This window comes from Alkalinema pantanalense CENA528 (genome assembly GCF_050753345.1).
Classification (GTDB): domain Bacteria; phylum Cyanobacteriota; class Cyanobacteriia; order Leptolyngbyales; family Leptolyngbyaceae; genus Alkalinema; species Alkalinema pantanalense.
This window is the reverse complement of sequence record NZ_JBLZFX010000038.1, coordinates 1-24,068: the sequence shown is the minus strand read 5'-3', so window position 1 is coordinate 24,068 and position 24,068 is coordinate 1. Positions and strand designations below refer to the sequence as shown.

The following is a 24,068-nucleotide window of genomic DNA, read 5'->3' as shown; positions in this document are numbered from 1 at the left end:
GTGGTGACATCATGGATGTCGTTCAACAACACGCTTGAGGGGTGAAACCCCCTGTATCTATCCTGAGATAAGAGGGAAAAAAAGTCTATCTTTTGGGGACTAGACACCCGATCGTTGATGCATATCTTCTGCCACTCGTTTTAAGCGGCGCAATTGTGTTTTCATATCCTCTGCAGTCCAGCGCGAGGCGAACCAATGGAACCCAAGACGCACCAAAGGATTGGGAATCTCAAACTCAAAGCGGTTCAGCAACAGGGTTCCTTGCTGGGTAGGCTGACATTCCCAACGATCTCGGCCCCGAAAAAATCCCTCAAATTCCCACACGACCAGCCCAGGCTGTCGTTCAACCACTCGATTGCGCAGGGTGGGATTCAGTAAAGGAACTTTGACAATAAATAGACTTTCGCTGCCCAACGCAGTGCTCCAGGAGCCAAGGGGCTGGCATCTTAGTGCAGGATTGAGCCAACGATGCATTAACTCAAGGTTGGTAAAGCATTGTTCAACAACAGCAGCACTGGCGTTGATTTGGATGGATTGCTCAAAAATTTGCCGATCGGGCATTGGGAAATCGCACTGGAAACACCAGTGAAGACACAACTTTAGACAGTGAAATAGCCCCTAGAGCACCATTAAAGTGAGGCCAAAAAAACTTAAGATGTCTCCAGGAAACTTAACTGGAAAAACAGTTAAGTCTACAAATGAACAATACAAATTTTTCGATAGTTTAGCGCTCAGTAAATCGTTTTAAATCAACTGAATCACTGATTTTAATCACATCTCTCATGATGCATAACGTGCATATAAGCCTTTCCAATCTAGCAACAAGACGAAAGAGCACATCATCATAGGCAAATTATCTCCGACGAAAAATTATAAATCTGTTTTTCTTAACACACTTTGCTTTGTGGACTCCTCAATAAAAACCCCTTGAAGGTTTATTAAAACTTCCTATCCAGGATCAGGACATGACTAGGGATATAGCTGCGTAGGAGTGAATCACCAACCCAATCCCACAACACACCTGATCTGGCAAGGCAAGTTGAAGAAAAAAGAACCAAAATGTTGATCATTTTTTCTTAAGCACATCAACAAATCACTGAGATTATATTGCTTAGTATTAATAATATCTTTCACAGACTAGGCTAAGCCAGTAACCTATTAGCAACGACCCTTCTATCATTCTCAAGCACTCTATTATTCTCAAGCACTGACTTTCTGACTTGAGTTTCCCGCTGATGACTGCAACACCCGTCCTTCGTCCCCACAACACAGCGCAAGCTTGTGCAGTCCGTCATAGTTAGAAGTTTTAATTATGGATATTGTTTTGCAATGGGCAACTCCCAGCAGTGTCACCTTTCTGGGGGCGCTCGAATTCTTGAATTTTGATGGCAACTACTGGCTCAACATCTTGAGCAACATTTTCATTGCCGTCGCAATTCTCTTTCTGGGCTGGTTGGTCGCCCTTTGGGTGTCCAGCATCGTTAAAGGAGTCCTCAAACAGACGAATCTCGATAATCGTTTGGCAGATTGGGTCGCGGGATCACCTCAGTCCAGTCTCAACATTGAGGCGATCGCTGGCGGAATCACCTTCTGGATCATTATGATTCTGGCCTTGGTGGCGGTCCTTAACTTTTTTGGCCTCAACACCGTTTCCCAGCCACTCAACAATTTTCTGTCGATCATTTTTGAATACCTACCCAAGCTAGGTGGAGCAGCGCTACTCATGACGCTGGCTTGGGTGATTGCCACTGTGGTTAAAGGCTTAACCATCCAAGCGGCTCGATCCTTTGAGTTAGATAGTCGTCTTAATAGTGCTTCTAGCGAAAACCCGATCGTCCTGAGTGAGACCCTGGGCAATGCCCTGTATTGGTTCGTGTTCCTCTTCTTTCTACCGATCGTGCTGGATGTCTTGGGACTGCAAGGCCCCTTGGCTCCGGTTCAGAATTTACTGAATGAAGTCTTAGCTGCGCTACCCAAAATTCTGAAGGCGAGCATCATCGCTGGCGTGGGCTGGTTTGTTGCACAAATTGTTCGAGGCATTGTGTCAAACCTGGCAGCAGCCACTGGGATCGATCAATTGGGCACACGGGTGGGTCTCAGCCGATCGACTACGGGTCAATCGCTTTCTTCGCTCTTGGGCCTACTAGTTTACGTTCTCATCCTGATTCCCACGGCAACCGCAGCCTTGGCAGCACTGGAAATTCCGGCGATCGCCGATCCTGCTACCAACATGCTGAATCAGGTGCTAAACGCGATCCCGCAAATTTTCATGGCGGGGTTAATCATCGCCGTAGCCTATGGGATTGGGAAGTTCATCGCAGATTTGGTCACAAGTCTGCTGCAAGGGTTTGGCTTCGACAATATCCTGACGATTTTAGGTATTCAAACGGAACCCCGTCCCATCACTCCCACCTATCCTGAATCTGAAGGTGAAGTGATCCATACCACCCAAACGCCATCGGAGATCGCGGGGATAGTTGTGCTGGTGGGTATCATCCTATTTGCCACGATCGCCGCTGTAGATGTCCTGCAATTGCCTGCGCTGAAGACAGTATTGCTCTCTGTGCTAGCTGTTGCGGGTCAAGTACTAGTTGGCATTTTAATCTTTGCGGTGGGGATGTACTTTGCCAACTTATCCGCACGACTGATTCGCAGTTCCGGGGTGCCGCAGTCGGGAACATTGGCAAATACAGCGCGGATTATCATTTTGGCGTTTACGGGCGCGATGGCATTGGAGCGAGCCGGAGTTTCCACCAATATTGTCAACCTCGCCTTCGGGTTACTTCTGGGCGCGGTGGCAGTGGCGATCGCCATTGCCTTCGGTCTAGGTGGCCGGGAAGTTGCTGCGGAACAGTTACGCGACTGGGTCAAGCCTTTTAAAAAGTAAGGTCAACCCGTCAGGTCAATTCATAGGTTGCTCCGAACCGATCCCTCGGTTTGACTAGCAATTTTGACGATTAATTTTGATCCTGCCCAAATGAATGCCCTGATTGAACCTGATTCAAGTCGTTCAATCGGGGCAATTTCGATCGGAGCAATAATTATGGCCGTAGCTTAGGGATTTGCAAAGAAATAATATCCCCTCTTCATTCCCCTACCCTCCTACCCTTTTACTCTCCTACCCCTACCCAATTGGGATTTTATTTAGGCGCTGTTCCCTTAGGGCTTAGCGGGTTCTCGGTAAAAGGCTATGGAAGAATTGAGGGCTTGAATTTGGGTACCTGGGAAATAGAAGCCAAGAATGCGATCGTAACCGTAGCCCTGTTTACCCAAATGATACGACCCGTATTGGCTGAGTCCAACCGCATGGCCGAGACCACCTCCCACAAAGGTATAGCCCTTTAACTTGCGCGGTTTTTCGAAAATAGGATCGAAATAAAACAACATGCTATTGGGGGATTCAAAGGCCAAAAGCACATCATCTTTTTCTAGAACCACAAAGCCTAGATCCGTCTGCACCGCCATTTTCATAACGCGACCCACCCGCGATCGCTCCACCACTTGCATATCTTTAATCGTCTTGAAGCCAGCGAGGGGATGGCGAATACTTTTGAGGTACTTCTGTAAATCTTGGGTCACTTTTTCCAGGGACGCTTCCACCTTCCAACGGAAGTAGCCAGACTCCTCCGACTCGTTAAAGCCTTTGGTCAGTTTGAGGAACTCCCGCAAATTATTTTCATCGGCCAACGGGCGTTCCATTAAGTTCCATACCCCATTGACCGAATCCACTTTGCCAACTAGATAAGGCCGCTCAGTCCCCCGCCACACTTCATGGAACGGAGCCGTCACCCCACCCGAAGTGGAGGAATACAGCGCATCCACCAACTCATTTTTATAGGTCAAGACCAAGCCTCGAGTTGCCGCGATTGCTTGATCTGTGGCTGTCGTGACTCCATTCAGCCCAAAGTAGACTTGGCACTGGGTCGTGGCACAGAGTTGATAATTATCGATTCCAAAGCGTCGCAGATTCCGCAACACATAGGTACGGGCGAGAATTGCTTGAGCCTCCATCGCGGCCTTGGGCGCACCCGTACCAATTTCGTAGGGCACTACGCCGCGCAGGTAGGTTTCTAGATTAACCAAATTGACCAAGCTGTAGGTGCCATAGGCATTGGGTTGCAGCTTAAGACTGCCCGCAAAGGTACGGTTGGGAGCATCGTCTTTGTCCCGATCGACCTGAATCATGCCCTTACCCGAAGAAATTTCGATGCGATCGCGGGTATATTTGAGTCCTCCTAGCACAAAGGTGGCACGAGGAACTTCTTGAAGCGTTTGGGTTTCAATCTGCGCAGTTTGAATGCCCTGGGCTTGCAGGTTTTGTAGCAGCATCCGCCGCACCGTAGGGGTTTTGTATACGCTACGTTTGGCCCAGACTTGCCAGCGATCGGGCTGGGCAATCTCCACATCAATGCCCCGCCTACGCCATTCCAATGCCTGTTCTTCTGCCGTTTCAAAACTCCGATGGGTGCTAAAAATTACCTTTTCTTCCACCCGAGGCTTGGGCAACGGCTGGAGGGCAATTTCTAGGGTTAACGTATTAGCCGTTAGGGTTTGCACCTTCCCCTCGTTGGCAGGCACTTTGATGGTGAGTTGATCGCCGGGTAAGGCTTGTAACGTCAGCTTGTCCTTAGATCCTTTATCACCAAATCGTTGAATAATACCAATTTGCAACTCAAGATCTTGGGGTGCTTGGGCTAGGGTGATCGGAACTGTGCCCCCGATCGTCAAGGAACCCAATAGTACAAAACAGGAAGCCGGACGCAGCACACGGATCACCATTCGAGCCACACACCAAAAATTACGCCTTTGATTGTAGTGCCAACGTCGGAACATGGTCTAACTCTTAAGCAGACGGTTTTTGCCGACCTCTGACAATTAAGCTAGGTGACGCAGCAAAACCGATCGAGGTGCCCGCCGAATCCGACAAAGAATCGTTTCATGCCCCAATCTTGTGCAAGCTTCATAGCGGTGGCATCCAGAAAATCCGTAATATTCTCCCTCCACTTCCAAGACATCGATCGGTTCCTGCAAGCCAATTTCCGCGATCGAGGCCATGAGCCTTTGCACCTTATCAGGATCATTGCTCCGGGGCAAAGGACGGCGAATTTGGGCTAGGGGCAACGCTTCAACCCGTACCATGGGGAAGAACTCCTGTATTTAGATAAACTCATAATGACTTCACCTTAACAAAGATTCCCCCAAACCGCTAATCTAGAAAGATAAAAATTGCAATCACAGGATTCACAGCGCGCAACTATGACTGCTCTTCAGGCCCAGCCCGACCTTCTCACCTTGGCGCAACAAACCCGTGCCGCTGCCCGATCGCTAGCCGTGCAATCAACCGAGGCGAAAAATCAAGCCCTCCACGCGATCGCCGATGCCCTAGCCGCCCTAGCCCCCGCGATTTTGGCTGCCAACCAGGCGGATTGCGAAGCGGCTCAACAGGATGGGATCTCCTCGGCGCTGTATGCACGGCTCAAGTTGGATGAGGCAAAGTTGCAAAGCGCGATCGTGGGGGTGCGGGATGTGGCTAAACTGCCGGATCCCATAGGACAATTACAAATCCATCGGGAGTTAGACGCAGGACTAGTGATGAAACGGGTGTCCTGTCCCCTCGGCGTTTTAGGGGTGATCTTTGAAGCGCGTCCGGATGCAGTGATGCAAATTTCCAGTCTTGCGGTCAAGTCGGGGAACGGTGTCATTCTCAAGGGTGGTAAAGAAGCCGTCCATTCCTGCGAAGCACTGGTTCAGGCTATCCACCAAGGGTTACAGGCAGCGGGCTTGGATCCTAACAGTGTGCAATTGCTGACGACCCGTGAGGAAACCCTTGCGTTGTTAAAGCTAGATCAATATGTCGATCTGATTATTCCCCGAGGTTCCAATTCCTTTGTGCGGTTTGTGCAAGAAAACACCCGCATTCCGGTACTAGGCCATGCCGATGGCATTTGCCATCTCTATGTGGATGCAGCAGCGGATTTGGCCCAGGCAGTGACGATCGCCGTGGACGCCAAAACCCAATATCCCGCCGCCTGCAACGCGATCGAGACCTTGCTCATCCATCGATCGATCGCAGAAACGTTCCTTCCCCAAGTCGCCCAGGCATTACAGGCCAAACAGGTAGAACTGCGGGGCGATCGCACGACGCAAGCCATTTTGCCAGGAATTGCGCCCGCAACGGAAACGGACTGGGCCACGGAATACAGTGATTTAATTTTGGCCATTCGGATCGTGGATTCCCTGGCCGATGCGATCGACCACATCAATACCTATGGTTCGCGCCACACTGAGGCGATCGTGACGGAAGATGCCACCGCTGCCACAACCTTTATGAACCAAGTCGATGCAGCGGGGGTGTATCAAAACTGTTCCACCCGGTTTGCCGATGGCTTCCGCTATGGGTTTGGGGCGGAAGTGGGCATTAGCACCCAAAAAATGCCACCCCGTGGCCCGGTGGGTTTGGAAGGTCTGGTGACCTACCAATACCAAATGGTTGGCGCAGGGCATATTGCCGCCACCTACGCAGGTCAAGCAGCTAAACCCTTTACCCATCGAGATTTGTTAAGCTAGGGCTGAAGCTGTTCTGAATCGCATTTTTGTTTTGAAGGGACGCTCAGGTAGGAATTTTCAAGATTGACCTGCACCAAACCTTACTTGGCCGCTGGTGCAGGTTTCCGCCGTTCACCCACTGCAACGGGCCGATCGATACTTTGGGCAATGTATTGATCGGCTTTGTATTGATCTAAATGTTGAAAAAGCGCGATCGAAGGTGTCAAGCGACAGGTAAAAAACTCCACCACTGCTCGCCCATCGGGCAGAACCTTGACCTTAGGAGATAAATCTTTAATTGGCTCATTGCGCCATTGCCACTGCAATTGCTGGGGTACTGCACTAATCAACTGATGCTTGCTCCAGAGGGCAGCTTTGCCAACGGTTCCCAGTTCATTAAACTCCCGTCGCAACAGCGAGGCAATTAAGAACGATACGGGACTGCGATCGCCTTGAACTGCCATCATCCAGTGCTCTAATGCTCCTTGGGGATGGGGGGGGGCATCCGCCTTGTGGGTTGGGAGAAGGGCTTGTTCTAATTGGGCCGTCGAACTGAGGTGCTCTGGAACCGCCCAGAGTTTACCGCAGCCCTCTTCTCCTAACCGATAGAGATAGGTCACTAAGCGAAATCCCGGCTGCAGCGATAGCCCCGGCAGCTTCATAAACACAACACCTGGATCAATAATGCTAATGAACCAGCGGCCTTGGGCATTGGGCATGGGCACTCCCTCTTCAAGCGTGGCACCCACTCGAAACAAATCGCCCAATCCTGCTAGGGAGTCAGGCTCGGGAGTAACAAAGCTGGAATTTGCTGTGTCCACCTTCGGAAGCCTGCAAGGATAATTTTCAGATTCCGGCAGAATAACAACAGATTTAATGTACTGCCGAATTTTCTGCAAGGCGTCAAGGGGAAGTTTCTGAGTAGACATGCAGATACATGGAAGCCCTGGGAAATGTTCCTCTATAGTGCCCGTATTTAAATTTGGCTATACATTTTGCAATCTGGAACTACCATGCTATTTGTCAGCCATGCTGCTGTTAGCGATCTGTTAGATTTACTGCTCAATTGGGCGGCTTAATTTAGCTGTTTGATTTAAATTTAAGCCGCAGTTTGGTTTGCATACAAATCTTGTAAGCGATCGAACTCGATATCTGATAGGTAGTCCACTGCCCAGTTAGCATGCCGTTGCATCATGTGGAAGGGATAGGTATTTGCCACTCCTACCACGGGCATTTGGGCATTTTTAGCAGCTTGAATCCCAGCGAAGGTGTCTTCAATAACTAAGCAGTCTGAAGCCCGTAAATGGAGATCCGGAAATTCCTGATTCAAGCGATCGACGGCCAAAAGATATCCAGTGGGGTCAGGTTTACTGGTGGTAATGTCATCCCCCGCAACAATCACCGAGAAACCAGTTTGAAGATTGCTGCGTTGAAGAATCCAGTCAATTTCCGATCGTAACGCCCCACTGACGATCGCTAATTTGAAATTGGCAGCTCGCACTTTGAAAATAAAATCTTCTAAGCCTGGGTAGATCGGCAATTTTTCCAGTTCAGCTAACTGTTTGAAATAGGCATCTGCTTTACGTTGAATCAGAGAGGCTAGCAACGACTCACTTAGAATTCGACCCCGTAGATTAAACAAATCGGTAAAGCAGGCGCGATCGCTACGCCCCAATCCATACTGCTTAAACTCACCGGGCTTCAAAATCAGGTTTTCCTCCAGCAGAATTTGTTCAACCAGTTTGGCATGGAGTGGTTCATCGTTGATGATGACGCCATTAAAGTCAAATAAAACTGCTTTTAAAGTCATACCAATATCTTTCAATGCCCTCTTAGCTTTCAACACACTTGCCCAATTGTCTCACCCCACAGCCCATTCCAAATCTTCTAGTGCTTCTAGATCTGCAAACAGCGGTTCCTCTGGATTGGGATGGTGAACCCCTTTCACCCCTCGGCTAATTTGATGCACTAACCAGTGATCTTGAGTGCGCACAAGACCAAACTGGGCAGATCCTAGCCAGGCATCCAAACTTTCAGCCGCATAGTCCCGCAGCAAGGGTTCTTCAAAAATATTGGCGAGAAAAGGCGTCTGCCGCAGGGCTTTTTGATTGCAATCTAGAATGATGACTTCGCCACCCGATCGCAATAATCGATGGGCTTCTTGCAATACCGCTTGCGCGATCGCGGGAGGTAACTCATGGAGTAACAACGACGCCGTCACCACATCAAAGGAATTGTCTGGAAAGTCAGTTTGTTCAGCCTTGCCCTGCCGCCAGTGGATGTTCAAGTCAGCTTCCAAGGCTTTCTGTTCGGCCATCACTAGCATGTAGGGCGACAAGTCCAATCCAACTACTTCAGTATTCGGAAAGGCTTCTTTAAGCCGACAGGTTGTAGACCCGGTGCCACAGCCCAAATCGAGAATGCGGGTGGGGTAGCCTTGAATGGCATCAATCACCCCCTGCCTAACCCAGTCTTCGTTGGGGGGTAAGGCATACTGTGTAATGGCATCATAGGCGACCGCAGCCTCAGGGCAAAGATATCCCTCCACAAACCCATGGCAGGAAAATTCGCGGTAGTAACGGGGATAGCTCACTTGGGGATTGGTTAAGTGACGCAATGCGCTCTCCCAATCAATGCTGTCCTGATGAGCTTGAAGGGCATCCCGATCGAGTAAGAAATGCTGTAATACGGGGGCGACCCATCGCTCAAAAAGGGTTCCGTTGTCGTCCCTCATACCTGATGCCTCACTGCGTCACTCGTCTTTGAGTGTAGCGCGGCCTTCTCCAATTGCGGGCAAGCAAGCCAGAACGAACAACCTCCACAGATAACAGACCTAGAAATTCCAGACCCAGAAATTCCAGATAAACAAAAGCGAGAAAAGCTTGGGGACACTTTCCTCGCTGTATTGTCCGTTTCTCAATTGAAAGATGGGATTGATCCACAGATAAATTGGTGTAGGGATTACCCTAGTCAACTATCTGAACTTTCTCCCTATCAATTTAGCTAGCGCAGCCTTTAACTAGCTAGCGCAGCCCTCAACGGGGTAAACACTGACTTTTTTCTTGCTCTTACCCAAACGTTCAAAGGTGACAACGCCAGGAACGAGAGCAAACAAGGTGTCATCGCTACCGCGACCAACATTGTTACCGGGGTGAATTTTTGTACCGCGTTGACGGACGATGATATTGCCCGCTTTGACTACTTCACCACCATAGCGCTTCACACCGAGGCGTTTAGCGTTAGAGTCGCGACCGTTTCTTGTACTACCTGTACCTTTCTTATGAGCCATGGTTTCCTCTCAAATCTGCTGAAAAACTTCAAAGCCTTCCGTCTGGACTAGGTTTCAAACAAGTCTTGGTTTTGACAGGTCTTTGTTGTGAACAAATCTGTTTTGAACAAATCTTCGCTTAAAACACATGTTCTAACGGTCTAGGTTTGGAGCGACCTCTGCGCAGAATGTTACGCAGAAATAGTTTGACCGCCGACGGTGATCGACTCGATCAGCAGACGGGTTTGCTCTTGGCGGTGACCCCGCTTTTTGCGGGTCTTTTTCTTTGGCTGCATTTTGTAGACCAGAACCTTTTTGGCTCGGAACTGTTTCAAAATTTTGCCTTGAACCGTTGCACCAGAAACGGTGGGCTGACCGACTGTAATTTCACCGTCGTTGCTGACAAACAGAACTTTGTCGATCGTGATTGCGGTCTCTGCGTCGCCAACCAAGCGCTCTACATCGTAGAAGCGACCGGGTTCAACCCGCATCTGCTTACCGCCAGTCTCAATGATTGCGTATGCCATTTTCTTTGTCCTTAACTGCCGTACAGGTAGCCCCTCGAATGCGGATGAGGCATTTCGGTCAAGACCTGATCCGAGCAAATAAACGCCAGTTAACCAGTATGCCCTACATTGTTTAAACAAGTCAACTCAGGAACGCAAGCTTCTTCTGCCTTGGACTGGAAAAGTAGCGAACGGGAAGATAGACTGAGGGGCTGCAAATTGTAGGCTTTTACACTACAAGCAGCCACGCGAGTTTCTCCCAGGGGCAAGAATGCATGGTTATCGATCTCCGTAGGGGTGCTGAAGGACTCGAAGTAACGGCGGACGGACTCAGGAAAATGGGGAAACTGAAACACGGCGTCCCCCTGGGCCACCGCAGGCCAAAAATGGTGCAAATCACTAACGAGCGCTTCCGCCTCGGCTTGGGGCAGGTTCAATGGCGGTTGCATGAGCAATTGCAACATATAAGATGCACTGCGATCGCTCATGAGGCGGTGGGTGTCCTGCGCTAATGTTTGCCATTCAGGAATGGCTTCGACCCGGCCTGAGTCCATGTGGAGCCAGTGGCGGCCTTGGCGATCGGTTTGAAATTGAAAAACGCGATAGGGATGGGGATAGCTCACTAACGATCCGGTGGTAATGTCATAAACGCCATCCTCGTAGGCCACATCTTGAATGTGTAAATGACCCGTAAAAACCAAGTTGACGTTATAGGCCCGCAGAAGCTGTCGTAACTCAGCCGCATTTTCCAAAATGTAGCGCTTGCCCAACGGTTGCTCAGATTGCTGGGGCATATGTTCACAAACATTGTGGTGGATCATGACGATGACAAATTCGTGGGTCGCTTGAGCAAGCACCTCTTGCAGCCAACCCAGTTGTTCATCGGTCAATCGTCCCACCTGTTTGCCTTGGGCATCAAAGGTATTGGAGTTCAACCCAATTAACCGCACCCCCGGCAAAATGACTTGACTGTAGTCATGGCGGTTGGGATCTTCATAGCCAAACGATCGATAAAAGTGAGGAAATTCTGCGTAGGCGATCGACTGGTGATTAGCTTCCATCACCGGAATATCATGGTTACCAGGAATTACATAGACGGGATAGGGTAATCGCGCCAACCGTTGCGCCATCCATTGGTGATTGTCCGGTTCGCCGTGTTGGGTTAAATCCCCAGGAATCAATAAAAAATCTAAGTCAAGATCCCTTAACCGCTCTAACACAACTTCTAGAGCTGGAATTCCCACTTCAACCAAGTGCATACGACTGGGATGCTGCCAAATGGTATGAGGGAGCGCAGCATGGATGTCACTGATAACTGCAAAGCGAAAATTCAAGCTCATAGAACTTTACTGACCAATTTCAAGAACAGGGAAATTTCAAGAACAGGAAAAGGTGTCAGCACGGAAGAAATCCACTGCCTCTAAGTTAAGGGGTTCCCAAATTTTCTAGCAACGGTCTCAAGTGGTAACTTAGGAATTTGGAATGTCGCAGTCCTCTATCCGAAGTCCTACGTATACAACCTCAAGACTATGTCCCTGATTCGGGTTCGTGAACATGTCAATCCGTTGGCCTTAAAGTACCAACAACCCACTGAAATTCCCCACTGGGAGTCAGTTTATGCCGACTTATCCCGTCCACTCCACCTCGATATCGGCTGCGCCAAGGGGCGTTTTTTACAAAAAATGGCTCAATCGGATCCAACTTGGAACTACCTGGGACTGGAAATTCGATCGCCCCTTGTGGAGCATGCCAACGAGTGGCGGGATGAACAGGGATTGAAAAATTTACATTTCTTAGCCTGCAACGCCAACAAAACCCTGCGACCGCTTTTACAATCTTTGCCCCCTGGGCAATTGCAACGGGTCACCATTCAGTTTCCCGATCCTTGGTTTAAAAAGAAACACCATAAGCGACGGGTGGTTCAGCCCCCCTTGGTACAGGACTTAGCCGAGTTGATGACGCCTGGAACTGAAGTATTTATCCAATCCGACGTTCTGGAAGTCGCCGAGGAAATGCGCGATCGCTTTGGTAATCACCCGGCTTTTGAGTTGAGTTCGATCGACTGGCTAGAAACCAATCCCATGCCCATCCCAACGGAGCGAGAACTAGCCACGCTGCGAGATGGCGATCCCGTCTATCGACTGCTATTAAAGCATCGATAGTTGTCAGCCCCGATCGGCCCAATCTAGACATTCCTCGAATCGATCAATCCAATCTATTCAACGTTCAAGGTTGCAACCGTTGGGTAGCTGCTGCTGGGGTGGGCGAGGTTTTGACAGGGTGGCCTTGAATCCAGAGGTCAAACCACATCCGGAGCCGATAGTCCTGTTGAGATAGGGGCAAGCCTGAGTAAATAGGCATCCACCAAATAAATCCAACGATCGAGAGACTAATGACCCCCTTGGCAATCTTCGGCAAGCGAGGCTGAGGGTTCTGCAGCGCTAGGTCAACCCACAGCGCCAAGGCAATCAGGGCGAAAACTAAGGCTCCCATGTAGTGATAAATAAATGCACAACGACTAATTTTCATCCAAGGAAGAAGATTGGCAGCGTAATTCACCACAAGATAGAGCAAAATCCAAAATCGGTTGGAAAGCAAAATTGATTGCTGTTGAGATGATAGACGGTTGACCGTGGAGATACCTTTACCTAAATGAGAGAGGAAAGTAACGATCGTGAAAACAATGGCGATCGTAGACATCCACCATAGAAAGGGATTCCCCATCGCATGAACCGCATAAATGGGAGTCGCTGCTCCAGTGGACGGTGCATTGGGCTGCAAAAATTCATAGGGACTTACCCCCGTTCGGTAAAAATAGGCCACGGGGACACTCATCATCAGCCAGCTAATCCAGTTTGAGCAGTAGGGATGCACCTGACCAATCACATTTTTGCCTCGGTGGTAATTCCAAATTTGTTGTTGCATCTCCCACAGGTCAGGGGTGGGATTTTGTTGCAAATGGGGCAACCAAAGAATCAAATAGGTTCCGATCGGTAGAACAACCAATCCTAAGATCAGCGCGAGGGGAGGCAGTTGGACGATCGCTTGCGGTAGAGAAAAGAAGTGAGGGGGAGAGGACGTTGGAACCTCGATCGAGAAAGATTCGGAGGGTAATGAAACCAACGATGGGGATGGAAGGTTACGGTAATTGGCAGCGGTGAAATCTGGGGCGGCTGGATTCGTTGGATTAATCGACACAGGTGACTTTATGAAGTGAAAGAATCCTTTGAGCAACCAAGCTGCCAATACAAAGCCATATATTCCTAGTAAAAAGGAAAGACCATTCCATTTAATGGATGCAGCACAACCCCATAGCACCCCCGCTATGCTGAGCCAGAGATATTTTTTAAAGGATGCATCAACACGAACAGCAATCAGAAAACAAACATGGCCTAGTAATCCAAACAATACAAGATAAACATTATTGAGTGCGTAACGAGATTCAACAAGAAGTAAGCCATCTAAGGCGGCTAGTAGTGCTGAAAGCAAGGCAAATCGCCGTCGATCGCTAAGTTGATACACCAATCCCGCAATCACAAGGGGAATCATAGAACCCGTTAAAGCATTGAGCCAACGATAGCTCCACGTTTTAATCACTGAGCCCGTTAAGGAATTTGTGACACCCTCTCCAAACGGTAGTTTTTCACCAATCCAAATTCCGATCGCGATTAGATACTGACTTAAAGGGGGATGGGCATTAAAAAAGGGGGTATGGGTTAAATAATTATTCGCGAACTTCGCGTAATAAACCTCATCAAACACGAAAGTATTTAACCGCTCTAGTCCCCAAAATCGTAGACCGAGGGAAATGATGAAAATTCCGAGCAACCCCCAGTAATAGGTTGACTTAGAGAGGTCAGACGATCGAGCAGCACCTTGCATACACAACTTCCTGGACAATGAGGGTCTCCCGTGAATCCCCACCTGGCCCCAAGGGTTACACAAATGGCGACACAGGAATCTTGTCCGTTGTACCAGATTCTTTAATCGCTGCCTAGCCACACAGAATGACAGGGAGGAGTTTCCGCTAAGATTTTGCCCCGGGAAATCACCGTCTGAACCGTTGCCCGCCGCCGCAAAGCATCATAACGATCGCGGGCATCTAGCACTAGAAGATTGGCTGGCCGGCCGATCGCAATGCCATACTGATCCGCCACGCCCAAAGTTTTAGCCCCATTCCACGTCACCATGTTGTAGCAGGCATCCATTTCCGCCGTACCTGTCATCTGGCAAACATGAACCGCCATCATCGCAACGTCTAGCATATTGCCAGTTCCCAGCGAATACCAGGGGTCTTGGACACAATCATGACCCAGGCTGACATTCAAACCCGCCTGCCATAGCTCTTTTACCCGTGTGACCCCCCGTCGTTTGGGGTAGCTGTCTGTACGGCCTTGTAGGGTAATGTTAATCAACGGATTAGCGATGAAATGAATCTGCGATCGTTGTAAGAAGCCCAGCAGTTTCAAGGCATAGGCATTGTTATAGGAACCAAAGGCGGTTGTGTGACTCGCTGCAACACGATCGCCCATCTGCCGCCGCAAAGCACAGGCGGACACCACCTCTAGAAAGCGAGATTGGTCATCGTCAATTTCATCACAATGAATGTCAATCCAGCGATCGTACTGCTCTGCTAACTCAAAAATTCGATGGATCGATCGCACCCCATCTTCCCTTGTTAACTCATAGTGGGGAATGCCCCCCACGCCATCGGCCCCTTGCCTAAGCGCCTCCTCCAGCAACGCTTCATTCTGAGAGCTGCCATAAACGCCGTCTTGGGGAAAAGCCACGACTTGCAAAGTCATCCAATCTTGGACTGCCTCGCGAACTTCTAGGAGAGCTTGGAGCGCAGTTAAACTCGGTTCACTGACATCAGCATGGCTCCGTACAAAGAGGACCCCTTGCATGGCCTGTTGCTTGAGGGTGGCAATCGCCCGTTGTTTGACATCCTCTAGGGAGAGATTTTTTTTGCGATCGCGCCAAATCTCAATGCCTTCAAATAGCGTGCCACTTTGGTTCCATCTGGGTTCTCCTGCCGTTAAAGCCGAATCGAGATGAATATGGGACTCTACAAACGGGGGGCTAATCAACTTACCCGTCACATCTAGGATTTGCTGGGCTGTTATTAAGCCTTCAGCGCCTTCAGAACCTTCCGCAATTGCAACAATTTGTCCATGAGAAATTGCAATATCAGCCTCGATAGAACGATCGGGCGTTACCAAAACTTGCCCACCCCGCAGAAGAAGATCACAATTCATGTTGATGAGGTTCCCCTAGATACACCAAAGGGCTAGAGACAATCGCTCTAACCCTTTAACACCTGACAAATTCAAATTTTACGACTCCTCCAGTTCCTGCATACCCCAAAGAATTAACTCAATCTGGTCATTAATCTAATGTGACCGGGATTGTTGAGGTACTGTGCAAATCAACTGCTGGGCCTAGAAACTAACTTCAGCACTTTCAAGCACTTCTGAGCACTGAATCCTATGCTGCACAAGGTGCATACTGATTAACTAGAGGCTCCAGATTATCGTTCTGCCACTACAACCGGAGTTCAAATGCTGTAAAAATTCTCTCGCACGCTAGGCTGTTCAAGAAGCCTTCATTAGCTGATCAAACCAAGGTTGAAACTGATCACGTCGAAAGACTTGGGCTCTACGGCGATAGTCAAACCGAACAAGACTAGGCAGGCCATGCTTATGGATGCAGTCTTTCAACCAAGTCGCGACCCCCTGTCCAATTTCCGGAACCAACTCTGCTTGGAACGGGCCATACATCAAAACGAGATGATTGTGATTCCCTAAGGGCGCATCTTGTTCAATGAGCTGAGTCAAACTTGTCCTCGGGGCATAATTGGCTCCCCGTTGTGAGGCGGCCCAATTTTTATCAGGACGGGGCTCTCGATGGGCAAAGGTTCGATTGGATTCTTGACTATCTTGGTGAGACCGACGGTAGGAATGTCTCTGAGGCATATATCTCCTTAATGAGGAAGGACAATAGTCACCAGTAACCCAGATTGGATCAGCCCAGATTGTGCTGCCCCGACACATTGGAGGGCGAGCTAGGATTCAGGACTAATGTGGACGACTTGGTGCGTTCAATTGATAACTGAAGAGAATTGTCAATCTTTATAACTTCATAATATTGCCTTTTACAAAAAACGGCAAATCTTTTTATCATTTTTTGATTTTTGAGCCGCTCATGCTGGACTAAGTGTGATATGCGATCGCGAAGTTGCCTGCAAAAGGAACAGCCTTGATATCAATCCACGCCCGTAGCATTAATCTACGCTAGCCATACCAAAGCCATGTCAAGGCCATCTCAAGATAACGTTAAGGCAATGCGAATCTGAGGCAATCTGAGACAATCTGCAACAGGGATATGCTTTTGGTCAACATTTGAGCGATTTGGGCAATTGTTGACATTTCCCAATCCCAGGGAAATCCAGGCAACTCTTTCTCCCAGACTCTTCCCCCATCCTCCGGTAAAATCTGATAATTTAACTGCATATAGTTGAAATGTTGCAGTAAGACGGTGTCCCCATGACAGTTTGCGAATACCGCGCTGGTTTAGAAGGCGTTCCCGCAACCCAATCCAGTATTAGTTTTGTGGATGGACAGAAGGGGATTCTGGAGTATCGGGGCATCCCTATTCAGGAACTTGCTGAGAAAAGTACCTTTTTAGAGACAGCCTACCTCTTAATTTGGAATGAGTTACCCAGTGCAGAGGATCTTGGGACATTTGAAACCGAAATTCGGTACCATCGACGGTTGAAATACCGAATCCGGGACATGATGAAATGTTTCCCAGAAAGTGGCCACCCCATGGATGCATTGCAGGCTTGTGCCGCAGCTTTGGGGCTCTTCTACTCGCGTCGGGCCTTAGATGATCCGGCCTATATTCGGGCAGCCGTGGTACGACTACTGGCCAAGGTTCCCACCATGGTAGCGGCGTTTCAACTCATGCGAAAGGGCAACGATCCAGTCCAACCCCGAGATGATTTGGGCTATGCCGCCAATTTTCTCTACATGTTGAATGAACAAGAGCCAGATCCTTTAGCTGCCCATATTTTTGATGTCTGCTTAACCTTGCATGCAGAGCATACAATTAATGCCTCTACCTTCTCCGCAATGGTGACCGCATCTACCTTGACGGATCCCTATGCTGTGATTGCCTCGGCAGTGGGCACCTTGGCGGGGCCTCTCCATGGAGGGGCAGCAGAGGAAGTGATTCTCATGCTGGAAGAGATTGGCTCTGTTGACAATGTTCGCCCTTACCTAGAACATTGCATGGAGAACAAGAAAAAGATTATGGGGTTTGGTCACCGAGTTTATAAGGTGAAGGATCCACGGGCGATTATCCTACAGCAATTGGCTGAGCAGTTGTTTGCCAAGTTTGGGCAGGACAAGTACTACGATATTGCGGTGGAAGTGGAGCAGGTGATCGCAGAAAAATTGGGGCACCGTGGGATCTATCCCAACGTAGACTTCTACTCAGGCTTGGTTTATCGCAAGCTAGGAATTCCCACGGACTTATTTACACCGGTCTTTGCCATTTCCCGGACGGCGGGGTGGCTAGCCCATTGGAAGGAGCAACTGGCCGAAAACCGAATTTTCCGACCGACTCAGATCTATACAGGTCTTCACAGTGCTCCTTACATTCCGATCGAACAACGATAGTTCAGCTTTTTCACCTAGAAATTCTCACCTGAGCCGTACTTTGCAAACTCTAAGGTTTTCAGCCCTTAGGGGTTCTATTGGATTTCCCATCTTCGTTGATGGGTCTCGCCCCCCTTCACGAACCAAGGAAAACTTGTCAGGATGAAAGCGTGACGATTTTCAGGAACTCCAGCCCTCAGACGCAATCTGGGGGTTTATTTTTTTCAACCTTCAGTGGATGGGGAACCACCAGAAATGTGGGCCCCTTGGGAACCAAAGTATTTTCCCAATCCTCACCTGGGGACAAATCCTTTGCATGGGTCGCAGTTCAGACCACGATAGGAAGATATACTGGTCAGTGGAGTTTATCAAGCTAGCTTAAGCGATCGCCCTTGACCAATTGAGTGAACTAGATAAACCCATGGTACGGACTGATGATGATGCCAGTGGGGAGCAATGAACCCAGGAATTGATCTTCAAGGAACGTTTATTGAATCGCTTCGGGGTTTGGGAATTCCGGCAGGTGCTGCCAAGGCACTGTGGATGCCCCTACCTATGTTAATTATGCTGGTTGCTTCAACGGTGGCCGTATTGGTTGCCGTTTGGCTGGAACGTAAAATTTCAGCGGCAGCCCAGCAGCGGATTGGCCCAGAATTTATCGGGCCTTTGGGGATTCTTGCGCCCCTTGCGGATGGCCTGAAGCTAATTTTTAAGGAAGATGTCATTCCGGCCAAATCTGATCGCTTGCTATTTACCTTGGGACCGATGATTGTCGTCATCCCAGTGTTTTTATCCTATTTAATTGTTCCCTTCGGACAGAACTTGGTGATTACCAATGTGACGATGGGGGTGTTTCTTTGGATTGCCTTTTCCAGCATTGTACCGATCGGTCTGCTGATGTCGGGGTATGCCTCGAACAATAAATATTCACTTCTCGGGGGATTGCGGGCCGCAGCACAGTCACTGGCCTACGAAATTCCGTTAGCATTATCGGTGCTAGCGATCGTGATGATGTCTAACTCTCTCAGTACGATCGACATTGTGCAGCAGCAGTCGGGCTATGGCCTGTTGGGATGGAACATCTGGCGACAACCCGTCGGCTTCATCATCTTCTGGATTGCCGCTTTGGCAGAATGTGAACGGACTCCCTTTGACCTGCCGGAAGCAGAGGAAGAATTGGTTGCTGGGTATCAAACGGAATATTCCGGGATGAAGTTTGCCCTCTTCTACCTGGGTTCCTATGTCAATCTCACCCTCTCAGCCTTACTGGTCGCAATTCTTTATCTGGGTGGATGGGAATCACCGATTCCCGTCAGTTGGTTAGCCAATCTGATTGGTGTTAGCGAAACTACACCCTGGTTACAGGTGATTACGGCTTCCCTGGGGATCGTGATGACCTTGGTGAAAGCCTACGCACTCGTTTTCCTAGCGGTTCTCATGCGCTGGACAGTCCCTCGTGTGCGGATTGACCAGCTTCTGGATCTGGGATGGAAATTCCTGTTGCCTGTCTCTTTAGTTAATCTTTTGGTCACAGCGGGTTTGAAACTCGCGTTCCCCATAGCCTTTGGCGGCTAGAGGGCTGTAATTATTCCGTATTCCGTTTCCCTTGCAAGGTGAATGATAGAAGGTGAACCATGCTGAAGTTTCTTAAGCAAGTCAGCGACTACACCAAAGAAGCCGTCCAAGCCGCAAAGTATATCGGCCAAGGATTGTCGGTTACCTTTGACCACATGCAACGGCGACCCGTAACCGTACAATATCCCTACGAGAAGCTTATTCCTTCAGAACGGTTTCGAGGGCGGATTCACTACGAGTTTGATAAGTGTATCGCCTGTGAAGTCTGCGTTCGGGTTTGTCCGATTAATTTGCCAATTGTAGATTGGGAGTTCAACAAAGAAACGAAGAAGAAAGAACTACGCCATTACAGCATTGACTTCGGAGTTTGTATTTTCTGCGGTAACTGCGTGGAGTACTGCCCAACCAATTGCTTATCCATGACGGAAGAGTATGAATTGGCTGCCTACGATCGCCACGAGTTGAACTATGACAACGTTGCATTGGGTCGTTTACCCTACAAGGTAACTAATGATCCAATGGTGACACCGCTGCGGGAATTCGCTTACCTCCCGAAGGGTGTTGTAGATCCCCATGGATTACCAGCGGGTTCCCAACGGGTAGGTCAGCGGCCTGAAGAGATTGCGGCCACATTGACAAAATCCTCGGCGGATGAGTCCAAATAGGACAAAGTCTTGACCTAATTTTCAGGGATACTCAATTTTCAGTAAAATCTAGCTGGATCTGGGTTTCTTAACTGTTTTAAGACTGGTTTGAGAGGGAGCAAAATTGTGAATCTAGCAGAAGGCGTTCAAATCGTCTCGTTTGGCCTCCTAGCAGCAATGATGCTAGGATCCGCGTTCGGGGTGGTTTTATTAGGCAATGTGGTCTACTCAGCATTTTTGTTGGGAGGCGTTTTCATCAGCATGTCAGGGCTATATTTGTTGCTTAATGCTGATTTTGTAGCAGCAGCACAAATTCTGATCTATGTCGGCGCAATTAACGTCTTGATTCTTTTTGCCATCATGCTTGTGAACAAGCGCGAAGACTTCCAGCCAGTCAAAGGATTACTTGTGCGCCAAGGGGCCACTGCCTTAATTTGCATTGGGCTTTTTGCGCTGTTGGGAACCATGATCGTTTCAACCCCCTGGGCGATTTCTTCGGCGGTTCCAGTGGGTGATGGCGGAATTGTGACGATCGGCTTGCATTTCTTCAGTGATTATCTGCTGCCCTTTGAATTGGTTTCAGTACTCCTGCTCATGGCCCTCGTTGGCGCTATCGTGTTGGCCCGTCGGGAATTTATTCCCGAAATTCGGTCTTCGAAGGGTGAGGATGAAGCGCTCATGTTGCCCGAGCGTCCCCGAGAGTTGGTGGCAGCGGGGAAATCTGAGCCTAAGTAGCTGACATCCCGATGATTATAGTTTCACCTTTATCCCTCTCGACTTTTCCTTGGAATTGAAGCGTAAGGAATTCAACTGATGCAACTCCAGTATTTTCTTTTGATTGCCGCCGCCTTATTCTGCATTGGAGTCTATGGTTTAGTCACCAGTCGGAATGCTGTTCGAGTCTTGATGTCGATCGAACTGATGTTAAATGCTGTCAACTTAAATTTGATGGCATTTTCTAACTATCTCGATCCTAAAGATATCAAAGGCCAAGTCTTTACAACCTTTGTTATTGCGATCGCGGCAGCAGAAGCGGCAGTTGGGTTAGCGATCGTTCTTGCAATCTACCGAAATCGCGACACGGTGGATATGGAACAATTTAACCTACTGAAATGGTAATTCTTTCCTGATACGGTTAACTTGACATTTGACCGCTGGTTCCATCAATTGATTCATCCAAAGCTTTGCGAATACTGCAAGGCTTTTTTATTTGACAATGCTGTAAGGCTGTGAGCCGACTCATACCTCATCCTTGGCAAGGATGAATCGATAGACTCATGACACCACACCACACCACACCACACTGCGATCGTTAGGTCTGTTATGAGTTAGCATAGCCAGCATTCTATACGGGACAATTGCAGAAATAAAATTCGTACTACTAAAACACACACTACTTTAAACACACACTGTGCAGAGCCGCCGTAACTTGAAAGGCCACATAAAAGGGCTCCTAGTAATAGGAGCCCTTCATTTTTTCTAAACTAGACAGGTTAACTAGATTGGAAACTCAAACCAGTTAACTAGTCAAGGTTAGGCATAGCCAATGCTGGCTCATTCTCACGATCGATCCCTTTCTCGAAGCCTGCAACCGCAGCCCGAGCACGACCAGCGTGCCATAGGTGACCAATCAAGAAAAAGAAACCCAGAATGAAGTGGGAAGCTGCCAACCAAGCACGGGGGTTCACGTAGTTAAAGGAGTTAATTTCCGTTGCTACACCACCCACCGAGTTAATGGAACCCAGGGGCGCATGGGTCATGTATTCAGCAGCCCGACGCACTTGCCAAGGCTGAATATCATTTTTGATCTTGCTCAGATCCAAACCATTAGGCCCACGCAGAGGCTCCAACCAAGGACCACGGAAGTCCCAGAAACGCATGGTTTCACCACCAAAGATGATCTCGCCTGTGGGAGAGCGCATCAGGTATTTACCCAGACCCGTAGGGCCTTGAGCAGAACCGACGTTAGCACCCAGCTTTTGGTCACGGATCAAGAAGGTCATTGCTTGCGCTTGGGACGCTTCAGGACCAGTAGGGCCAAAGAACTCACTGGGGTAAGCGGTGTTGTTATACCACACCATGATGGAAGCAATAAAGCCCATCATGGAAAGTGCACCAAGGCTGTAGGAAAGGTAGGCTTCACCTGACCAAATGAACGCACGACGCGCCCAACCAAAAGGCTTGGTGAGGATGTGCCAAACACCACCGAAGATACAAATCAACGCGATCCAAATGTGACCGCCGATGATGTCTTCCATGTTGTCTACACCGATGATCCAGCCTTCACCACCGAAGGGAGCCTTGGTGAGATAGCCAAAGATCACCGCAGGGTTCAGGGTAGGGTTCGTAATCACACGAACGTCACCACCACCGGGTGCCCAAGTGTCATATACACCACCAAAGAACATGGCCTTAGCAACCAAAAGCAAGGCACCGCCACCCAGCATCAGCAGGTGATAACCAATAATATTGGTCATTTGGTTCTTGTCTTTCCAGTCGTAGCCAAAGAAGGTGGAATATTCTTCCAGGGTATCGGGCCCACGAACTGCGTGGTAAATCCCACCCAGACCGAGAACCGCTGAGGAAATCAGGTGCAAAACACCTGCAACAAAGTATGGGAAGGTATCAACCACTTCACCACCGGGGCCTACGCCCCAACCCAGGGTTGCGAGGTGAGGAAGCAGGATTAAACCTTGCTCATACATGGGCTTTTCAGGGATGAAATGCGCGGTTTCGAACAGGGTCATCGCACCCGCCCAGAATACGATGAGACCTGCGTGAGCTACGTGAGCACCGAGCAATTTACCAGAAAGATTAATCAGGCGAGCATTACCCGACCACCAAGCAAATCCCGAGGATTCTTGGTCCCGGTTCCCCGCCACCATGCGATTAGAGAGCGTTACCACGGGGCAGTACCTCTTCGGGGAAAGTAAAGTGTTCGTGAATCTGGTCTTGAGGAGCCATCCATGCACGGATCCCCTCGTTCAACAGAATGTTCTTCGTATAGAAGGTTTCAAATTCTGGATCTTCCGCTGCCCGCAATTCCTGGGACACAAAGTCATAGGCCCGCAGGTTCAACGCAATCCCGACAATCCCAACCGATGCCATCCACAACCCGGTCACAGGCACAAACAGCATGAAGAAGTGCAACCAACGCTTGTTGGAAAACGCAATCCCGAAAATCTGCGACCAGAAGCGGTTCGCCGTCACCATCGAGTATGTTTCTTCCGATTGGGTCGGATTAAATGCACGGAACGTGTTGGAACCATCCCCATCTTCAAATAGGGTGTTCTCTACCGTCGCTCCATGGATGGCGCACAGCAAAGCGCCGCCCAGAATCCCCGCTACTCCCATCATGTGGAACGGGTTGAGCGTGAAGTTGTGGAACCCTTGCACGAACAGGATGAAGCGGAAAATCCCCGCGACCCCAAAGCTCGGTGCAAAGAACCAAGACGATTGACCCAACGGATACATCAGGAAGACGCTCACAAACACAGCGATCGGGCCGGTGAAGGCGATCGCGTTGTAGGGTCGTAGACCGACGAGTCGAGCAATCTCTAACTGACGCAAGCAGAAGCCAATCAGACCAAAGGCTCCGTGCAGTGCCACAAATGCCCACAGTCCGCCGATTTGGCACCAACGGGTGAAGCTTCCTTGCGCTTCGGGACCCCACAGTAACAGGAGGGAGTGGCCCATGCTGTCTGCAGGCGTGGAAACGGCAGCAGTCAAAAAGTTGCAACCTTCCAGGTAGGAAGAGGCCAGTCCATGGGTATACCAGGACGTGACAAAGGTGGTACCGGTCATCCAGCCACCCAGTGCCAAAAATGCACAGGGAAACAACAGCAGACCTGACCAGCCCACGAAGACG

At 49.3% G+C, this 24,068-nt stretch carries 22 protein-coding genes; 8 read left to right on the top strand and 14 right to left on the bottom strand.

Annotated features, from left to right (window positions below; genetic code table 11):
• Positions 1–99: 99 nt before the first annotated feature.
• Positions 100–561: an SRPBCC family protein gene (locus tag ACN4EG_RS14005; protein WP_431630282.1), complete on the bottom strand. Its 462-nt coding sequence runs from the start codon at positions 559–561 to the stop codon at positions 100–102.
• A 751-nt stretch (positions 562–1,312) separates the two neighbouring features.
• Between ACN4EG_RS14005 and ACN4EG_RS14000 the strand changes: the two genes are divergently transcribed.
• Positions 1,313–2,887 carry a mechanosensitive ion channel gene (locus ACN4EG_RS14000; RefSeq protein WP_431630281.1) on the top strand — a complete coding sequence of 525 codons (1,575 nt, stop codon included), beginning with the start codon at positions 1,313–1,315 and terminating at the stop codon, positions 2,885–2,887.
• A gap of 272 nt (positions 2,888–3,159) precedes the next feature.
• Here the strand turns inward: ACN4EG_RS14000 and ACN4EG_RS13995 are convergent, their stop codons facing one another.
• Positions 3,160–4,833 (bottom strand): SpoIID/LytB domain-containing protein, encoded by a 1,674-nt coding sequence (locus tag ACN4EG_RS13995; RefSeq protein ID WP_431630279.1) that lies wholly within the window; start codon positions 4,831–4,833, stop codon positions 3,160–3,162.
• Between the two features lie 42 nt (positions 4,834–4,875).
• Positions 4,876–5,139 (bottom strand): ParB N-terminal domain-containing protein, encoded by a 264-nt coding sequence (locus tag ACN4EG_RS13990; RefSeq protein ID WP_431630277.1) that lies wholly within the window; start codon positions 5,137–5,139, stop codon positions 4,876–4,878.
• 117 nt (positions 5,140–5,256) lie between these two features.
• On the opposite strand from ACN4EG_RS13990, the gene ACN4EG_RS13985 reads away from it, so the two are divergent.
• On the top strand, positions 5,257–6,567 hold the full coding sequence (locus ACN4EG_RS13985; RefSeq protein WP_431630275.1) for a glutamate-5-semialdehyde dehydrogenase: 1,311 nt from the start codon (positions 5,257–5,259) through the stop codon (positions 6,565–6,567).
• 80 nt (positions 6,568–6,647) lie between these two features.
• Here the strand turns inward: ACN4EG_RS13985 and ACN4EG_RS13980 are convergent, their stop codons facing one another.
• The 6 genes from ACN4EG_RS13980 to ACN4EG_RS13955 all read right to left on the bottom strand — a co-directional run bounded on the left by ACN4EG_RS13980 (position 6,648) and on the right by ACN4EG_RS13955 (position 11,660).
• Positions 6,648–7,475, bottom strand: coding sequence for a hypothetical protein (locus tag ACN4EG_RS13980; RefSeq protein ID WP_431630274.1), 828 nt, complete (start codon positions 7,473–7,475; stop codon positions 6,648–6,650).
• Between the two features lie 170 nt (positions 7,476–7,645).
• A complete protein-coding gene (locus tag ACN4EG_RS13975) occupies positions 7,646–8,356 on the bottom strand; it encodes an HAD family hydrolase (protein ID WP_431630273.1) in 711 nt (236 codons plus the stop codon).
• 51 nt (positions 8,357–8,407) lie between these two features.
• Entirely contained in the window at positions 8,408–9,280 is an 873-nt protein-coding gene (locus ACN4EG_RS13970) for a class I SAM-dependent methyltransferase (protein WP_431630271.1), read from the bottom strand.
• 285 nt (positions 9,281–9,565) lie between these two features.
• On the bottom strand, positions 9,566–9,835 hold the full coding sequence (gene rpmA, locus ACN4EG_RS13965) for a 50S ribosomal protein L27 (protein WP_431630269.1): 270 nt from the start codon (positions 9,833–9,835) through the stop codon (positions 9,566–9,568).
• A gap of 170 nt (positions 9,836–10,005) precedes the next feature.
• A complete protein-coding gene (gene rplU / locus ACN4EG_RS13960; protein WP_431630268.1) occupies positions 10,006–10,341 on the bottom strand; it encodes a 50S ribosomal protein L21 in 336 nt (111 codons plus the stop codon).
• An 89-nt stretch (positions 10,342–10,430) separates the two neighbouring features.
• Positions 10,431–11,660 (bottom strand): metallophosphoesterase family protein, encoded by a 1,230-nt coding sequence (locus ACN4EG_RS13955; protein ID WP_431630267.1) that lies wholly within the window; start codon positions 11,658–11,660, stop codon positions 10,431–10,433.
• Between the two features lie 189 nt (positions 11,661–11,849).
• On the opposite strand from ACN4EG_RS13955, the gene trmB reads away from it, so the two are divergent.
• Positions 11,850–12,482 carry a tRNA (guanosine(46)-N7)-methyltransferase TrmB gene (gene trmB, locus ACN4EG_RS13950; RefSeq protein ID WP_431630265.1) on the top strand — a complete coding sequence of 211 codons (633 nt, stop codon included), beginning with the start codon at positions 11,850–11,852 and terminating at the stop codon, positions 12,480–12,482.
• 64 nt (positions 12,483–12,546) lie between these two features.
• Here the strand turns inward: trmB and ACN4EG_RS13945 are convergent, their stop codons facing one another.
• The 3 genes from ACN4EG_RS13945 to ACN4EG_RS13935 form a co-directional block, all read right to left on the bottom strand.
• The gene (locus ACN4EG_RS13945) at positions 12,547–14,202 is read right to left on the bottom strand and encodes a dolichyl-phosphate-mannose--protein mannosyltransferase (protein ID WP_431630263.1); all 1,656 of its coding nucleotides are present in this window, start codon (positions 14,200–14,202) and stop codon (positions 12,547–12,549) included.
• A gap of 101 nt (positions 14,203–14,303) precedes the next feature.
• The gene (codA, locus tag ACN4EG_RS13940; protein WP_431630261.1) at positions 14,304–15,578 is read right to left on the bottom strand and encodes a cytosine deaminase; all 1,275 of its coding nucleotides are present in this window, start codon (positions 15,576–15,578) and stop codon (positions 14,304–14,306) included.
• A 336-nt stretch (positions 15,579–15,914) separates the two neighbouring features.
• Positions 15,915–16,295, bottom strand: coding sequence for a hypothetical protein (locus tag ACN4EG_RS13935; RefSeq protein ID WP_431630259.1), 381 nt, complete (start codon positions 16,293–16,295; stop codon positions 15,915–15,917).
• Positions 16,296–16,865: 570 nt separating this feature from the next.
• On the opposite strand from ACN4EG_RS13935, the gene ACN4EG_RS13930 reads away from it, so the two are divergent.
• The 5 genes from ACN4EG_RS13930 to nuoK all read left to right on the top strand — a co-directional run bounded on the left by ACN4EG_RS13930 (position 16,866) and on the right by nuoK (position 21,319).
• Positions 16,866–18,002, top strand: coding sequence for a citrate synthase (locus tag ACN4EG_RS13930; RefSeq protein WP_431630257.1), 1,137 nt, complete (start codon positions 16,866–16,868; stop codon positions 18,000–18,002).
• 435 nt (positions 18,003–18,437) lie between these two features.
• A complete protein-coding gene (gene nuoH / locus ACN4EG_RS13925) occupies positions 18,438–19,556 on the top strand; it encodes an NADH-quinone oxidoreductase subunit NuoH (protein ID WP_431630256.1) in 1,119 nt (372 codons plus the stop codon).
• 62 nt (positions 19,557–19,618) lie between these two features.
• Entirely contained in the window at positions 19,619–20,221 is a 603-nt protein-coding gene (gene ndhI / locus ACN4EG_RS13920) for an NAD(P)H-quinone oxidoreductase subunit I (protein ID WP_431630320.1), read from the top strand.
• 105 nt (positions 20,222–20,326) lie between these two features.
• Positions 20,327–20,935, top strand: coding sequence for an NADH-quinone oxidoreductase subunit J (locus tag ACN4EG_RS13915; protein ID WP_431630253.1), 609 nt, complete (start codon positions 20,327–20,329; stop codon positions 20,933–20,935).
• A 78-nt stretch (positions 20,936–21,013) separates the two neighbouring features.
• Positions 21,014–21,319: an NADH-quinone oxidoreductase subunit NuoK gene (gene nuoK, locus ACN4EG_RS13910; RefSeq protein WP_431630252.1), complete on the top strand. Its 306-nt coding sequence runs from the start codon at positions 21,014–21,016 to the stop codon at positions 21,317–21,319.
• Between the two features lie 404 nt (positions 21,320–21,723).
• Here the strand turns inward: nuoK and psbC are convergent, their stop codons facing one another.
• Complete coding sequence (gene psbC / locus ACN4EG_RS13905) at positions 21,724–23,106, bottom strand: photosystem II reaction center protein CP43 (RefSeq protein ID WP_431630249.1); 1,383 nt, start codon at positions 23,104–23,106, stop codon at positions 21,724–21,726.
• The coding region (psbD, locus tag ACN4EG_RS13900) for a photosystem II D2 protein (photosystem q(a) protein) (RefSeq protein WP_431630247.1) at positions 23,090–24,068 on the bottom strand (979 nt) is incomplete at its 5' end. The genes psbD and psbC, both read right to left, overlap by 17 nt.